General features: G+C 65.9%; 15 protein-coding genes. 2 read left to right on the forward strand and 13 right to left on the reverse strand.

The window, feature by feature from the left end; translation table 11 throughout:
• Positions 1 to 135: 135 nt before the first annotated feature.
• Both GE073_RS18485 and GE073_RS18490 read right to left on the reverse strand, forming a co-directional pair.
• A complete protein-coding gene (locus GE073_RS18485; protein WP_153784054.1) occupies positions 136 to 828 on the reverse strand; it encodes an HAD family hydrolase in 693 nt (230 codons plus the stop codon).
• Positions 825 to 2,702, reverse strand: coding sequence for a PAS domain S-box protein (locus GE073_RS18490; RefSeq protein ID WP_194843404.1), 1,878 nt, complete (start codon positions 2,700 to 2,702; stop codon positions 825 to 827). The genes GE073_RS18485 and GE073_RS18490 overlap by 4 nt, the downstream gene beginning before the upstream one ends.
• A gap of 185 nt (positions 2,703 to 2,887) precedes the next feature.
• Here GE073_RS18490 and GE073_RS25115 point away from each other — a divergent pair, with 185 nt between their 5' ends.
• Entirely contained in the window at positions 2,888 to 3,199 is a 312-nt protein-coding gene (locus GE073_RS25115; RefSeq protein ID WP_194843405.1) for a hypothetical protein, read from the forward strand.
• An 87-nt stretch (positions 3,200 to 3,286) separates the two neighbouring features.
• Here GE073_RS25115 and GE073_RS18495 read toward each other — a convergent pair whose 3' ends face one another.
• The 4 genes from GE073_RS18495 to GE073_RS26070 are packed head-to-tail and all read right to left on the reverse strand — an operon-like array spanning position 3,287 to position 4,582.
• The gene (locus tag GE073_RS18495) at positions 3,287 to 3,856 is read right to left on the reverse strand and encodes a manganese catalase family protein (RefSeq protein ID WP_028599122.1); all 570 of its coding nucleotides are present in this window, start codon (positions 3,854 to 3,856) and stop codon (positions 3,287 to 3,289) included.
• A gap of 4 nt (positions 3,857 to 3,860) precedes the next feature.
• Positions 3,861 to 4,073, reverse strand: coding sequence for a hypothetical protein (locus GE073_RS18500; RefSeq protein ID WP_153784056.1), 213 nt, complete (start codon positions 4,071 to 4,073; stop codon positions 3,861 to 3,863).
• 2 nt (positions 4,074 to 4,075) lie between these two features.
• On the reverse strand, positions 4,076 to 4,357 hold the full coding sequence (locus GE073_RS18505) for a spore coat protein CotJB (protein WP_028599124.1): 282 nt from the start codon (positions 4,355 to 4,357) through the stop codon (positions 4,076 to 4,078).
• 9 nt (positions 4,358 to 4,366) lie between these two features.
• Entirely contained in the window at positions 4,367 to 4,582 is a 216-nt protein-coding gene (locus GE073_RS26070) for a spore coat associated protein CotJA (protein WP_028599125.1), read from the reverse strand.
• A 463-nt stretch (positions 4,583 to 5,045) separates the two neighbouring features.
• Between GE073_RS26070 and GE073_RS18515 the strand changes: the two genes are divergently transcribed.
• Positions 5,046 to 5,774, forward strand: a complete 729-nt coding sequence (locus GE073_RS18515) for a YwaF family protein (RefSeq protein ID WP_043111400.1) — start codon at positions 5,046 to 5,048, stop codon at positions 5,772 to 5,774.
• 89 nt (positions 5,775 to 5,863) lie between these two features.
• Here the strand turns inward: GE073_RS18515 and ytvI are convergent, their stop codons facing one another.
• The 7 genes from ytvI to moaA all read right to left on the reverse strand — a co-directional run bounded on the left by ytvI (position 5,864) and on the right by moaA (position 13,943).
• A complete protein-coding gene (gene ytvI / locus GE073_RS18520) occupies positions 5,864 to 6,895 on the reverse strand; it encodes a sporulation integral membrane protein YtvI (protein WP_028599127.1) in 1,032 nt (343 codons plus the stop codon).
• Between the two features lie 97 nt (positions 6,896 to 6,992).
• Positions 6,993 to 8,342, reverse strand: a complete 1,350-nt coding sequence (locus GE073_RS18525; RefSeq protein WP_153784057.1) for a hemolysin family protein — start codon at positions 8,340 to 8,342, stop codon at positions 6,993 to 6,995.
• Positions 8,343 to 8,402: 60 nt separating this feature from the next.
• Entirely contained in the window at positions 8,403 to 9,533 is a 1,131-nt protein-coding gene (yfkAB, locus tag GE073_RS18530; RefSeq protein WP_153784058.1) for a radical SAM/CxCxxxxC motif protein YfkAB, read from the reverse strand.
• Positions 9,534 to 9,683: 150 nt separating this feature from the next.
• Complete coding sequence (locus tag GE073_RS18535; RefSeq protein ID WP_028599130.1) at positions 9,684 to 10,805, reverse strand: HD-GYP domain-containing protein; 1,122 nt, start codon at positions 10,803 to 10,805, stop codon at positions 9,684 to 9,686.
• A gap of 116 nt (positions 10,806 to 10,921) precedes the next feature.
• Complete coding sequence (locus GE073_RS18540; protein WP_153784059.1) at positions 10,922 to 12,367, reverse strand: bifunctional metallophosphatase/5'-nucleotidase; 1,446 nt, start codon at positions 12,365 to 12,367, stop codon at positions 10,922 to 10,924.
• Positions 12,368 to 12,424: 57 nt separating this feature from the next.
• A complete protein-coding gene (locus GE073_RS18545; RefSeq protein WP_101807984.1) occupies positions 12,425 to 12,916 on the reverse strand; it encodes a hypothetical protein in 492 nt (163 codons plus the stop codon).
• Between the two features lie 31 nt (positions 12,917 to 12,947).
• On the reverse strand, positions 12,948 to 13,943 hold the full coding sequence (moaA, locus tag GE073_RS18550; protein WP_101807985.1) for a GTP 3',8-cyclase MoaA: 996 nt from the start codon (positions 13,941 to 13,943) through the stop codon (positions 12,948 to 12,950).
• Positions 13,944 to 14,038: the final 95 nt, after the last annotated feature.

Below are 14,038 nucleotides of genomic sequence, written 5' to 3' on the forward strand. Positions count from 1 at the left end.
GGGCGAAGCCGCTTCCCGGCCTCGTCCTGGTTTTCCGTCTGCAACCCGGCCGCGGGCTTTCCGCAGCCGGCGCCGCGCTCGGGCGTCCCGCCTTGCTTCTCTACGTCCAGCAGCGCTCCCCGGCTGACGGCCGCTCTACTCTCCGAGCAGCTCCAGCAGCTCGCCGAAGCGGCGGATGCGGACATCCGCCCCGTCGAGCTCGGACGACGCGCCGAAGTCGGCGTAATCGCAGCCGACGACCGGCAAGCCGTTGCGCTTGCCGGCATCGACGTCCGAGGAGCGGTCGCCGACCATCCAGGCGCGGGCGACGCCATGCTCTGCGAGCAGCAGGCGGACGAGCTCCGCCTTGGTCGCCGTGCCTCGGCCGCCGGCCGTGTAGAGGCCGTCGAACAGCGGCTCCAACCGCTTGTGCCGGACGATGCCCTCGACATAAGGCTGCAGGCCGTTGCTCGCCACGAACAGCCGGATTCCCCTCGCGCGCAGCTCGGCGAGCGTCTCGGGCACGCCTTCGTACAGCACGCCTTTGCCAGCCGCCAGCTCCTCCAGCTCGAACTGCAGCAGCAGCTCGTTGGCGCGCTCGCGGGCCGCCTCGGACGCGGTCGGCATCAGCTTAAGCCAGATGTCCTCCAGCAGCATGCCGAGGCAGCCGAGCAGAGCCTCCACCGGCGGCTCCGGCTCCGCATACAGTCCCTCCTCGCGCAGCGCCGCGAAGATGCGCCCATGCGCCTCCATCAGCAGCGTCTCCGTCTGCAGCAGCGTTCCGTCCATGTCGAACAGAATCACCTCCGGCCGCTCGAGCCGCACGTTTCCGGCCGCTTGTTCCGTCATCCCGGTTCTCCCCTTTCCTCGCTTTTCCCACTATAGCCCAGCCTGTCCGCCCCGGCAAGGCGCAGCCGGTCGCCCGGCAGCTCGCCCGCTTCCGCGATCCGCCGCTTCTGCAGCGGGCTTTCCCGAGGCAGATACACCTCCACGACCGTGCCGACATGCCTGCGGCTGCGGAACTCGATCGTGCCGTCATGGGCTTCCAGAATGCGCTTCGTCACCATCAGCCCGAGCCCCGTCCCCTTCTCCTTGGTGGAATAGAACGGCTCGCCGAGCCGGTCGAGGCATTCTTCCGGCATGCCTCCGCCCTCGTCGGCCACGCGCACATGCCAACCCTCCGCAGCGGCCTCCAGCTCGATGCGGATCTCGCCCTGCTCCATGACCTCGATGGCGTTCTTGACGAGGTTGACGAACACCTGCTTGATCCCGTATTCCTCTCCGAGCACGACCGCCTCCGGAAGCGGCTCCAGCCTCAGCTCGATGCTCTTGAGCAGCGCCTGCGGGCTCATCAGCGTTGCAACCGCTTCCAGAACGCCGTCCAAGCGCACTTGCTTCACGATGCTTTTCTGCGGCTTGGCCAGCATGAGCAGCTCGTTCGTGATCGAATCGATGCGGCTGATCTCCTCCTGCAGAATCTGGAACATGTAGGCTTTCTCCGGCCTTTCGTTATAGGTTTCCAGCAGCCGGACGAAGCCTTTGAGCGAGGTGAGCGGGTTGCGGATCTCATGCGCGACCGCCGCGGCGAGCTGGCCCGCCGTCTGCAGCTTCTCCGATTTGAGCAGCAGCTTCTCCGTCTCGAGCTTCTGCGTCAGATCCTTGAGGATCAAATACGCGCCGTCCCGCTGTCCATGGATCAGGATCGGCACGAACTCCACCTCCGCCAAAATCGTTTCTCCGCTCCGCAGCGGCAACGGCAGCGCCAGCGGAGACGTGTGGCAATCGGCGCCATCCCAGAGCCGGGTGAGCTCGTCTCTTCTCTCTTTGTCGAGGTTCATCAGCTCGTCAAGCCGCTTCCCGGCCAGCTCCTCCGGCTGCGCTCCGAGCAGCTTCAGACTGGCCGGATTGCATTCCCTCACTTTACCGTCGATGTCCAGCTCCAGAATGGCATCCGAATGATGAGCGATCAGCGATCGCAGCCGCCGCTCGGCTTCCCGGATCTTCAGCTCGCTCCGCTTCTGCAGCGTGATGTCTCTGCCCATGCCGAAAATGCCGATCACATGCCCGTCCACGACAATCGGAAATTTCGTCACCTGCCCGTACAGCTCATGCCCCTGGCTGTTGATGATCCGATATTCGCGATACTGAGGCTGGCCGGCAGCGGCGAGCCGGAAGTGCTCCCTCGCCTCAGGCAGCTCGTCCGGATGAAGCAGCGGCTCGAAGCTGCTGCCGATCAGCTCTCTCTCCGAGTAGCCGGTGATCGCGGCCATCGCGGGATTGACGAGCACGAAGCGCCCTTCCAGATCCATCTGGAACACCGAGTCCTGATTTTGCCGGAACAGCGACTCATAGCGCTGATCGAGACGCTGGCTGTTCTTGCGCTCCGCCGTGATCTCGCGCAAGACGACGGCCAGCCCCGGGGGCAGCGGCAGCGCCTGCACGGCGTACCAGCGGTCGGACTCGGGAGAATATTCCTCGAAGCGGGCCGAGCGGCCTGTCGCAGCCGCTTGCTCGAAGACGGGCTTCGCCCGCTCGACCCAATTCGCCGGAAACAGATCCCACAGCAGAGTGCCGATCAGCTGTTCCCGCGGCTTGCCCGCAAATTGCTCGGTCATCCGATTCGCATAGATGAACCTCCACTCCGGATCCAGCACGTACACCGCTTCCTCCACCTTGTCCCAGAGCAAAGCCAGATCCATCTCTTCCCGCAGCTCTCTGTCCATCGCGCTGTCCCCCCGTCCATGCGGCATGATCGGCAATCGTTGCCCGTTGACATGAATGTAGCGGCTCCAGTCCCGGTTAGCAAGCCAAAATCTGCCTATTGGAAGCCGGCGATCAAATAGGCGAGTGTCCTCCCAGCCCTCCCCCGCATAAGCTGTAGCATCCCATTGCAACGGAGGCGCATCCCATGTCCTTTGTTCCCGTACCGCCCGCCTATCCTCCCTATCCCTATCCTTATCCCTACCCGTATCCCTACCCTCCTTATCCGGAGGTGCTGCCGCTGCCGATACCGCTGCCGATCGGCGGCTTCGGTCCCGGCTTCGGTCCCGGCTTCGGTCCCGGCTTCGGTCCGGGCTTCGGTCCCGGCTTTCACGGCCCGGGCGGTCCCGGCTTCGGCCCGGGCGGTCCCGGCGGTCCCGGCGGCCCCGGCTTCCACGGCGGCGGCGGCTTCCATGGCGGCGGCCATCGTCCGTCCATCTTTGACCGCATCATTCCCTGATCATGCGCAAAAACGCCGGGAGCCTGCCTCCGGGCGTTTTTGCCGTCTGCCTCTATGTCCGTGCCTTCCTGTTATGTCGGGCAGCCGTCAGTAAATCTTCTTCTGCCCCATATCCGCCTTGATGATCTCGACCGATTCCCGGAAGCGCATCGCATGCACGATCTCGCGCTCGCGCAGGAACTTCAGGCTGTCCTGCAAGTCGACGTCGTCGGTGTAGTCGATAAGCCACTGATAGGTCGCCCGCGCCTTTTCCTCGGCCGCGATATCCTCGTACAGATTCGCGAGCGGATCGCCTTTGGCCGCGATGTAGGTCGCCGTCCACGGCACGCCGGCCGCGCTGTTGTAGAACAAGTCCCCGCCATGATTGACAAAGTCGGTTCCGAGGCCCGCCTCGCGCAGCTGCTCCGGCGTCGCGTCCTTGGTCAGCTTGTAGATCATCGTCGCGATCATCTCGAGATGCGCGAATTCCTCCGTCCCGATGTCGTTCAGCACTCCGATCACCTTGTCCGGAATCGTATACCGCTGGTTCAGGTAGCGCAGCGCCGCCGCGAGCTCGCCGTCCGCGCCGCCGTACTGCTCGACGAGGAACTTCGCCATCATCGGGTCGCATTTGCTGACTTTTACCGGATACTGCAGCTTCTTCTCATACAGCCACATGCCCTCATCCCCCCTCGCTGGCGTCCATCCGCGATTGTTGCTCTCGTCCATGCCCGGCCGCCTGCGGCGCGCGCTCCGCCGCCTCGGCACGGGCCCTCGCCTCCCTGCGCGGACACGGGCGGGAGCAGGCTCTGCTGCATCCCGGCTCCGCCGCCAGCGCCGCATGCCGCTCCGCCGGGCCGGGCGGCCGCTCCGCCGCTCCGCGCCGATCGTCCATGCTCATACCTGCCAAGGCCACGGCGTCTCGTTCCATTGCCAAGGATACCGGGAATAGCTGTTGCCGAAGTTGACCAGCGGTCCGAACTGCAGCTCGAACTGCTGCGCCACGGCCTGCCGCTTCTGCGCCAGCTGGTTGAACTGCTGGATCGCCTGCAAGTCCCCCGGATGCGTGTTCAAGTACAGGTTCAGCTCCACCAGCGCAAAATCCAGCACCTGAAGCTCCTTCAGTCCGGCTTGATAGGCCTCCTTGTCGAATGCCTGCTTCTGCTGCTCCTCGCTCATCGAATCCGTTCAGCTCCTTCCGCAGCCTGGCTCATAAGGACTGTACAGCGCCGGCCACAGCGTGCCGAGGCGCAGCGCCTCCTCGAGCGGATATTGAGGCAACCCCGTCGGCTGGTACAGGATGTACTGATTCGGCGGAATGACATACCGCCTGACGCCGATCGGCGGGCACGGATCGCATGCCCCCCGGAATGGAAGCCATTCCCTGTAGCCGGCTCCCGGCACGCCCGGCGGCGGCAGCTCGCCCGCTGCTCCCGCCTGCGCTCCGTAGCCCGTCGCCGCGCCGTATGCGGGCTGGCCGTAAGCGGCCGCGGCCGCCAGCTCCGCCTCGCTGCGGTAAGCCTGCTGCGGGGCGCCGAAGCCAGGGGCCCCGCCGGCATAGGCCGGGGCGCCATACGCGACGCCGCCGGGCTGGCCGGCATAACCGCCCTGGCCGCCTCCGAACATACCTCTTGCTGCCTGTAGCCTCATGTCCTGCCTCCTTGCCCGGCCGAGCCTCCTTCTGTCGACGCAGCGGCTGCAGGCCGGATGCTGTGCTGCTCCTTAAAGCGTATGAGCCGGGGCTTTTCCAACTTGCCTTTTACTTTTTGGCGATGCCATCCGATAGGACTTTGCCGGGGCTACGGCGAAGTAGAAGCGATCGCGCTCCCTGCGCCTCCTCCCAACTCCGTCCGAAAGGCAGGTCGCCATGTTCGATTCCGACATTACCGAGCGCTTCGTCGCCTACAGTCCTGCCCATCTGATCAGCCTCGGACTCATCTTCGCCGCGGTCCTGCTGCTGTTCGCCTTCCGCGGGCCGCTGGCCCGCCGCCGCCCCGCGTCCGGTCGCTACGCGCTGGCCGGACTGCTCGCCGCCTGCGAGATTCTGCTGAACGTCTGGTACGTCTCGAACGGCGTGTTCCGCCCGGAGGCCACCCTTCCGTTGGAGCTGTGCAGCATCTCGCTTTATTTGTCCGTCATCATGCTGCTGCTGCGCAGCCGGCTGCTGTTCCAGATCGTCTACTTCACCGCGATCGGCGGCGCGCTGCAGGCGCTTGCCACGCCCGTGCTCGGCTATGCGTTTCCGCATTTCCGCTTCCTCGAGTTTTTTGCCGCGCACGGTCTGCTGCTCCTGGCGGCCCTCTACATGGTCTGGGTCGAAGGCTTCCGCCCGACGCTGCGCTCGCCGTTCATCGCCTGGGGAGCGGTCAACGCGATCGCCGCCGTCGTGTTCGCGGTCAACCGGCTGACCGGAGCGAACTACATGTTCCTCGCCCGCAAGCCGCCGAGCTCGTCGCTGCTCGACTATCTCGGCCCGTACCCGTGGTACATCCTGTCGCTCGAGGCCGTCGCGCTACTGCTGTTCCTGCTGCTCTACCTGCCGTTCGCGCGAAGCGGACGGCGCGGAAGGGAGCCGGCCCGCGCCCCGTCGCCTTAGGCGGTTCCCTTGAGGAAGGCCGTACGCGCCAAAGCCCGCTTCTCCCGACAGTCGGGAAAAGCGGGCTTTTTCGCCTGCGCCGAAGGCGGCTACAGGCGGATCTTGAGCTGGAACAGGCCGGCCTTGCGCGCCGCCATGTAGATGATGACGACGAGCGGGCCGAGAAAAACGCCGATGACGCCGACCAGCTTGAAGCCGACATAAAGGCTGATCAGCGCGGAGATCGCGCCGATGCCGACGGAGTCGCCGAGAATTTTGGGCTCGATGATGCGCCGCACGACGGTGATGACGAGAAACAGCAGCACGAGGCCGAACGCGGTGCCGCTGTGGCCGGCCAGCAGCATGTAGGCCGCCCACGGCACGAGCACCGACCCGGTGCCGAGGATCGGCAGGATGTCGACGACGACGACGAGCAGCGCGATCGCCATCGCGTAGTCGATGCCCATGCTCGCCAGGCCGATCAGCGTCAGGACGTACGTCACGAGGCTGAGCAGCAGCTGCGAGCGCAGGAAGCCGAAGATCGAGTCCTTGAGGTTATCGAGCACCTGCCCGAGCTGCGGCTGGGAGTCCTCGTGGAACAGCGACAGGAACGACGCCCTCATCGTGTCGAGGCCGAAGCTGAACATGTACACCGCGACGAGGAACACGATCGTGAAGATGAACATTCCCGGCAGGCCCGAGGCGACGGCGACAACCGAGCCTGAGAGCGCGGTCGCCATGCCCGTCAGCGAGCTGGCGAGCCCGTTCAGCACCTTTTCCAGCTGCACGGCCGTCTCCGGCGGGATCGTCATGTAGACGTCCTTGGCATGCTCGAACTTTTCTCGGAAAAAGACGTTCGCATCCGCCACCATCGCCGGCGCGCGGTTCCAAAAGGCGATCAGCTCCGCCGCCAGCTTGAAGCCGATGCCGGCGGCAAGCGCCAGCAGCAGCACGGTGAACAGCGTGCTGCTCGCGGCCGCGGCCGCGAGCCGGCTCATGCCGGCCTTGCGCATCAGCAGCCGGTTGAGCGGCTCCAAAAAGATGGCGACGACAAGCGCGAGCAGGAACGGCGCGCCGACGGTGAAGCTGAGGTACAGCAGCAGCAAGCCTACGGCAATGAAAACGAGCGTTTTGATCGGCAAGGCCATTCTCCCCGGGGCTGCAGTCCCCGCAGATCTCCCTTCCGGCGAGGCTGGCCGCTGCCGGGCTCCCGAAAAGAAGCTCTCCGGACGCTCCGCGCTAGCTCTCCTCTGCCGGCTCGTCCCGATCTGCAGCGGCTTCGGGATTGCGGTAGATGCGGACGCGCAGCACGCGCAGAGGCTGGCATTCCGCTACCTCGAATGTATATTCGCGATAGCCGATTTTCTTGCCTTGCTCGGGGGTGCCGCCCAGCCGGCGGAACATCCACCCCCCGATGGAATCGACCTCCTCGTCCTCGAGATCGAGCTGCAGCAGGCGGTTGATGTCGTCGATCAGCATGCGGCCGTCGACGGTCGTCGCCTCCCCCTGGACCGTGATCGCCGGCGGCGCCTCGTCGAACTCGTCATGAATCTTGCCGACGATCTCCTCGAGGATCAGCTCGGCCGTCAGCATGCCCGCCGTGCCGCCGTACTCGTCGACGACGACGGCGAGCTGGCTGTGGCGCGCCTGCATGAGCTGCAGCACCTGGCTGACCTCCATCGACTCCGGCACGTTCAGCACCGGCCGGATCAGCTTGCGCAGATCCGGCACGCTGCCGCGGTCCGCAGTCAGCAGGTCGGCGATATGCACGAAGCCGATGATCTGGTCCTTCTCCTCGATCGCCACCGGATAGCGGGTATGCCGGGTCCGATACACCATCTCGCGGTTCTCCTCGAGCGAGCGCGTCGTGAACAGGCAGTCCATGTCCGTCCGCGGCAGCATCACCTCGCGCGCCAGCAGGTCCCCGAAGTCGAATACATTGCCGACAAGCTTCATCTCGTTGTCGTCGATGATGCCGCTCTGCGCGCTTTGGTTGACGAGCAGACGGATCTCCTCCTCGGTATGGGCCGACTCGTGCTCGCTCGCCGGCTCGATGCCGATCAGCCGCAGCAGCCGGTTCGCCGCCCCGTTCAGCAGCAGGATCGCCGGCTTGAAGATCGCATAGAAGAACAGCAGCGGCGCGGACAGCCAGAGCGACACGCCCTCGGACTTCTGGATCGCGAGCGACTTCGGCGCCAGCTCGCCGATGACGATGTGCAGGAACGTGATGACGAGAAAGCCGATGACGATGGACACGGTCGAGACGACCGTCTCGTCGGCGATGCCGATTCGGTGCAGCAGCGGCTCGGCGATCAGATGGGAGATCGCCGGCTCGCCGACCCAGCCGAGGCCGAGCGAGGCGAGCGTGATGCCGAGCTGAGTCGCGGACAGATAGGCGTCGAGGCGATGGGCGATGCGCAGCGCGTAGCCGGCTTTTTTGCTGCCCTCCGAGGCGAGCTGCGTCAGCCTGGTCGTCCGTACTTTGACGAGGGCGAACTCCGCCGCGACGAAAAAGCCGTTCAGCAGCACGAGCACGACGACGACGAGCAGGTTCAGCGCGATATCGCCCGGATGGAACTCGGTTGTCATGACGTTCGGCCTCCGTTACGGGCAGAATGCGCCGGCCAGGGCGTGTTTGCAAACACCGCCCTAGAGCACGGCCTTCTGCTTCATGAAATCGACCTCTTCGTAATACATCTGCTTCACGAGCAGGTTCGGACCGCAGCAGGCGGCAGCCGGACAATGGCAGCTGACGCTGCGGCTGAGCGGATGGTCCAGCCAGCGGGCGAACACGTCGTCGAGCCGCTCGTCCTGCACGTTGCCGAACGCCGGGATGTCGCTGAAGTCCGTCACGAACACCTCGCCCGTGAACAGGTTGACGTTGAGCCGGTTGCGGCCGTCGGGATCGTTGCGCACGGTCACGTTCGGCTCGCGCCCGAGCCGCGCCAGCAGGTCGCGGTCGGCGGGATCGGAGCTGCACGAGTAGAACGGCAGCGTGCCGAACAGCATCCACAGCTGCGGGTCGCGCGCGTCGAGCAGCTCCTCCACCGCCTGACGCATCTGCTCCTTGCTCAGTGCGGGCAGACCGCCGGCCCAGGCGCTCGGATACATCGGATGCACCTCATGGCGCTCGCAGCCCATCTCGCGGATGAGCCGGTGGATCTCCGGCATCTTGCGCCAGGTGCGGTAGTTGATCATCGACTCGGCGGAGACGAGCACGCCCGCGTCGCTCAGCCGGCGCGCGTTGTCGATCATCCGCTCGTACATCCGGACCGCGGCCGAGCGCGGCACCGAATGGCCCGAGCGCGCGAAGCCCACCTCATGGAAGTCGTCCGCCGACGTGTAGTTGAACGAGATATGCATGACGTCAAGGTAAGGAGCAATCAGCTCGTAGCGCGAATAGTCGAGCGTGACGTTGGAGTTGAGCTGGGAGCGGATGCCGCGGCTGCGAGCGTACTTCAGCAGCGGCACGATATAGTCGCGCACCGTCCGCTCGGAATAGGACGGCTCGCCGCCGGTGATGCTGATCGTCTGCAGCTGCTCGACCTCGTCGAGCCGCGAGAGCATCAGCTCGAGCGGCAGCTTGTCCGGCTCGCGCATCGTCAGCGTGTCGCCAACCGCGCAATGCTCGCAGCGCATGTTGCACAGGTTCGTGACCGTGAATTCGACGCTCGTCAGGGCATGTCGGCCGAAGCGCTCCAGGCTGCCGAGCGGGTCCCACGGGTCGTTTTGCGGGGACAGCGGCGTCAGCAGCGGTTGAAGCGTCATTTCTGGGTTCATGTTCGATCCAGCACCTTATCGTTTATTAATGAAACACTTGGCCTTTATTGTACTTCCCCTTCCCGATCGAATCAAACCGCCGGGCGCGGCCAACGCAAAAAAAGGAGCCCGAAGGCTCCCCGAAACCGCTGCCTGATGCTGCCGGAACGTTCAGGACGGCGCGCCCGCAAGCTGCGCCTCGGGCAACTCGTCGTTGACGCCGGCGATCATGCGGGTAAGCTGCAGCGACATGTCGATCTCGTACGGCGCGCGCAGCCGCACGCCCTCGTCGTCGCGCAGGACGCGCACGACCGGCCGATGCGGGCAGCTCGGCCGCACGTCGACGACGACGCCGATCTCGCCGGTCTTGAGGCGGACGGTCATGCCGACCGGATAGATGGCGACCTTGTCGCGGAACAGCTGCACCATCGACTGCTCGTACTGGGTGCCGGTGCCGGCGTACAGCGCCTCGACCGCCTGATGCGGCAGCATCGGCTCGCGGTAGATCCGGTTGGTCGTCATCGCGTCGTACGAGTCGACCATGCCGATCCATTTGGAGAACTCGTGGATCTCCTTGCCCTTGAGGCCGAACGGATAGCCGCTGCCGTCGAGCCGCTCGTGATGCTGCAGCGCGCACAGCGCGGCGGCGGCCGGCACGCCCGCCTCATGGCGGAGAAGCTCGTAGCCGTATTCCGTATGGCGCTTCATCTCTTCGAATTCTTCCCGCGTCAGCAGACCGGGCTTCTTGAGCAGCTCGACCGGCACCATCGTCTTGCCGACGTCATGCAGCAGCGCTCCCATGCCGAGCACGGTCAGCTCGTCGCGCGAGTAGCCGTGATGGATGCCGAGCATCGTCGAGTAGACGCAGACGTTGAACGAATGCTGGTACAGATAATTGTCCACCGACGCCATGTTCATGAGCATGACGACGGATTCCTTGTGCGCGGACAGGTCGTCGATGACCCGATTCATGACGTCGCGCAGCTGCGGTCCGACGAACGGATAGGCCGCTCCGCGCCTGCGCTGGGGCAAATCCATCATTTGCCGGAAGCTGGCCCGGATCTCCGTCATCGCGACCCGCATCGTATCCTCGCTGATCAGCTCGTTGATCAGGATGTCGTCTGTCGCCTCGTCCTGGATGAAAAGGAAATTGATCTGGCATTCCTGGAGCCGCTCGATGAGCCGGCTCGTCAGCTCGAAGCCTTCGCCAAGCAGGACGAGTCCCTCCCCGGAGAGAACCTTTTTGGCCAGCCTCATCCCGGGCCGGCACATGCTTAGGGGCATCAGTATCATGGACGGGTCGCTCCCTGGGTACGATTAGAATCCTATCCTGTTATCTATCGACATCGATGAGGAAAAACATTAGATTCGACAGCGTTTTTCGAGCCGATCGGCGTCGATTCGACAGATCAGCGGACGAGCCTGAACCTCGGCTCGCCGCAGCGCCGCAGCGCCTCCGGCTTGTTCAGCTCGGCGGCAAGCACCTGGCGGATGAATTCCGGCAAAAAATAGCGGACGTCCCGCCCTTCCTTGAGCGGCAAATACCCGGCGCCGAAGGTGAACATGTCCAGCGTGCCGACGTCGTACTCGCGCTCGTCCTCCAGCTCGCGGCCGCCGCAGCGGATCGACACGATCCGGCCGCCTCCGTCCGCGGCCGGACTCCAGTCGATCTCAAGCCCGTCCACGGCCAGCGTGCCGAGCACCGTGCCGCGGAAGCCGAAGCCGCGCAGCTCCTTGCCGTAGAACTCCGGCTGCAGCGACTGCTCCACGGCCTCGCGGATGCGCCGGCCGATGAGCCGCATGCGGCAAGGATTGACCGGCGACGGGCATAGCGCATGCAGCAGCCCTTCGCTGATCTCTCCGGCCGGCAGCCCGCCGAGCAGCTGCCCGGCGTTGACGAGGCCGATGTCCGCCCCGGTCCACTCGCGCACGCCGGCCGCCAGCAGGTTCGCGAGCGGCGATTCGCGGGCCGGGTCGAGCTCGAGCGGCCGCTCGAGCGTGGCGGCCGGACGCGACAGCTCGCGCCGGGCCGTCTCGCCGTGCTCGCTCAGCAGCTCGGCCGCCTCCTCGTCGATCGGCAGCGAGGCGATCGGCAGCAGGCGGCCGGCCGCCTCGAGCCGCCCGCTCGACGGATCGAGGCCGAGCTCGACGAGGCCGAGCCGCTCGCCGAACTTGCCGGCTCCGCACAGCAGCGCGCCGCGGACGCGCTCCGGCTCCTCCAGCAGATGATGCGTATGGCCGCCGAGAATGACGTCGATGCCGTCGATCTCCTCGGCCAGCCGGCGGTCCACCGGCAAGCCGAGATGCGACAGCACGACGACCGCGTCCGCCGCCCCGCGCAGGCGGCCGACCTGCTCGCGGACCGCTTCGAGCGGATCGGTGACGGTCCAGCCGAGCAGGCTGTAAAAGGCCGGGTAGGCCGCAGTCGCGCCGATCAGCGCGACGCGCAGCCCGTTTTTGACGAGCACCGTCCCGGCCAGCAGCCACTCCGGCCGCTCGCCTGTGCGCGCATCGAGCAGATTGCAGCAGAGGATCGGGAAGCGGGCGCCCGCGTAGATGCGCTCCAGCTCGTCCCGGGTGAACGTCAGCCCTTCGTTGTTGCCCGGCACGGCCGCCTCGCAGCCCGCCGCGTTCAGCAGCGCGATGTTGACGGAGCCTCCGGTGCCTTCGGTCTCCTGCCGCATCCGGTCGAGATGGTCGCCGATGTCGACGTACAGCACGCCCTGCTCGCCCTCATCCCGGCGCGCGTCCTTGACGGCGGCGGCGATCCGCCCCGCCTCCTCCAGGCGGCTGTGCACGTCGTTGCTGTGCAGCAGGAGCAGCCGGCTTCGTTTGTTGTCCGTTGATCGTTCCATGCGCGCGCTCCTTCCATGCCTGCCCTTTTTCGCCTGCGTGCCGGCCGGCGGGCGGCTTCAGCGGCGTTTCCTAAGGTCCTCCGGCGAAAAATCCGACTTGAAGCCGTACGCAGCGTCGCCGCCGAGCTCGGGCTCCTCCAGCAGCGTCAGCGAGACGACCCGCTTGACGTTCAGGCATTTGCTGCTGCCGTCCGGCACATAGAGGCGCAGCGGCCCTTCGCGCTCCAGCGGCACGCCTTCGCGGGCGAACAGAAACGCCGCCTGAGCGGCCTCGCGCCAAGAAATGACCGCTTCGAAGCGGTCATCCGCGACGACCTTCACATGGGTCGGCGCCGCGACGACGTCCTCTCTGCCGGCTGCGGCCGCCTGCTCCAGCCAGCCCCGATGCCAGTCGATCAATCCGAAAGCCTCGCCGCTGCCGTCCGGCACCCGCTCCAACAGCGGGAAGACGGCGCCGGCCTGCTCCGCCATCATGCGCGCCGAGAGCGACTCGGGCGCAGCGGCCCGGACGCCCCGACGCTGCTGCCGGATTTCAATTTCCTTTGCCATGCTCCATCTCTCCTATCCGCTGCACTCTTGCTCAGCCGCCGATCTGCGACATCCGCCGCGACGTCGGGCTATGGCTGAGCGCCTCGCCGTGCAGCCTCGCCGCCATCTCATGGTTCTCCGGCTTGATGTCCGCGGCGCGCCGGAACAGCGCCTCGAGCGCCGCGCGGCTGCCGAGCGCGGGCTTGACGTTCAGTTCGTCCACCCAGTAGAGGCAAGGCTGCAGGCTGCCGTCCGCCGTCAGCCGGAGCCGGTTGCAGCGCGCGCAGAAACGGTCGCTGACCGGATGGATCAGGCCGAACGAGCCGGCCGCCCCCTCGAACGCCCAGTTTTCCGAAGGGCCGTTGCCCCGGAGCTCCTCGAGCGGAGCCATCGGCAGGCCGAGCTCGCGCGCCGCGTCCATGACCGCCGTCAGCGGCAGGTACGTCCTGCGCCACTGCTCGTCGGCATGGCCGATCGGCATGTATTCGATGAAGCGCACATGGAGCGGCTGCTCGACGGACAGGCGCAGGAAGCTCTTGATCTCGTCCTCGTTGATGCCCTTCAGCAGCACGCAGTTCAGCTTGATCGGGCCGAGCCCGGCTTCGCCGGCCGCGCGAATGCCCGCGAGCACCTGCTCCAGCCCGCCGCGCCGCGCGATGAAGCGGAAGCGGGCCGCATCCAGCGTGTCGAGGCTGATGTTCACGCGGTCGAGGCCGGCCGCCTTCAGCGCGGCCGCCTGCTTCGCGAGCAGCATGCCGTTCGTCGTCATCGAGATCTCCTCGATGCCGGGGATCGCCTTGAGCCGGCGGATCAGACCGTCCAGGCCCGGCCGCACGAGCGGCTCGCCGCCGGTGATGCGCAACCTCCGGAAGCCGAGGCCGGCCGCGGCCTCGACGACCTGGACGATTTCGTCGTAGCTCAGCAGCTCGGACGAGTCGGCGAACTCCATTCCTTCCTCGGGCATGCAGTAGAGGCAGCGCAGGTTGCAGCGGTCCGTCACCGAGATGCGCAAATAGTCGTGTATTCTTCCGAATCGGTCCCTCAGCATCGCGTTTCCCCCTCGGCCGGGCTTCCTGCCGGAAGCCTGCAGTTTCGTGTCTATCAGTTTATCATTTTTGGCGGACTTATGATATGCTGGAAGCA

Origin of the sequence: Paenibacillus sp. B01 (assembly GCF_009649995.1) — a bacterium.
GTDB lineage: Bacteria > Bacillota > Bacilli > Paenibacillales > Paenibacillaceae > Paenibacillus_O > Paenibacillus_O pasadenensis.

Excerpts from the sequence above, each read along its gene's own strand:
- GE073_RS18485 (WP_153784054.1), bottom strand. The coding sequence starts at position 828 with ATGACGGAACAAGCGGCCGGAAACGTGCGGCTCGAGCGGCCGGAGGTG.
- GE073_RS18490 (WP_194843404.1), bottom strand. The coding sequence starts at position 2,702 with ATGGACAGAGAGCTGCGGGAAGAGATGGATCTGGCTTTGCTCTGGGAC.
- GE073_RS25115 (WP_194843405.1), top strand. The coding sequence starts at position 2,888 with ATGTCCTTTGTTCCCGTACCGCCCGCCTATCCTCCCTATCCCTATCCT.
- GE073_RS18495 (WP_028599122.1), bottom strand. The coding sequence starts at position 3,856 with ATGTGGCTGTATGAGAAGAAGCTGCAGTATCCGGTAAAAGTCAGCAAA.
- GE073_RS18500 (WP_153784056.1), bottom strand. The coding sequence starts at position 4,073 with ATGGACGATCGGCGCGGAGCGGCGGAGCGGCCGCCCGGCCCGGCGGAG.
- GE073_RS18505 (WP_028599124.1), bottom strand. The coding sequence starts at position 4,357 with ATGAGCGAGGAGCAGCAGAAGCAGGCATTCGACAAGGAGGCCTATCAA.
- GE073_RS18515 (WP_043111400.1), top strand. The coding sequence starts at position 5,046 with ATGTTCGATTCCGACATTACCGAGCGCTTCGTCGCCTACAGTCCTGCC.
- GE073_RS18525 (WP_153784057.1), bottom strand. The coding sequence starts at position 8,342 with ATGACAACCGAGTTCCATCCGGGCGATATCGCGCTGAACCTGCTCGTC.
- yfkAB (WP_153784058.1), bottom strand. The coding sequence starts at position 9,533 with ATGAACCCAGAAATGACGCTTCAACCGCTGCTGACGCCGCTGTCCCCG.
- GE073_RS18535 (WP_028599130.1), bottom strand. The coding sequence starts at position 10,805 with ATGATACTGATGCCCCTAAGCATGTGCCGGCCCGGGATGAGGCTGGCC.
- GE073_RS18540 (WP_153784059.1), bottom strand. The coding sequence starts at position 12,367 with ATGGAACGATCAACGGACAACAAACGAAGCCGGCTGCTCCTGCTGCAC.
- GE073_RS18545 (WP_101807984.1), bottom strand. The coding sequence starts at position 12,916 with ATGGCAAAGGAAATTGAAATCCGGCAGCAGCGTCGGGGCGTCCGGGCC.
- moaA (WP_101807985.1), bottom strand. The coding sequence starts at position 13,943 with ATGCTGAGGGACCGATTCGGAAGAATACACGACTATTTGCGCATCTCG.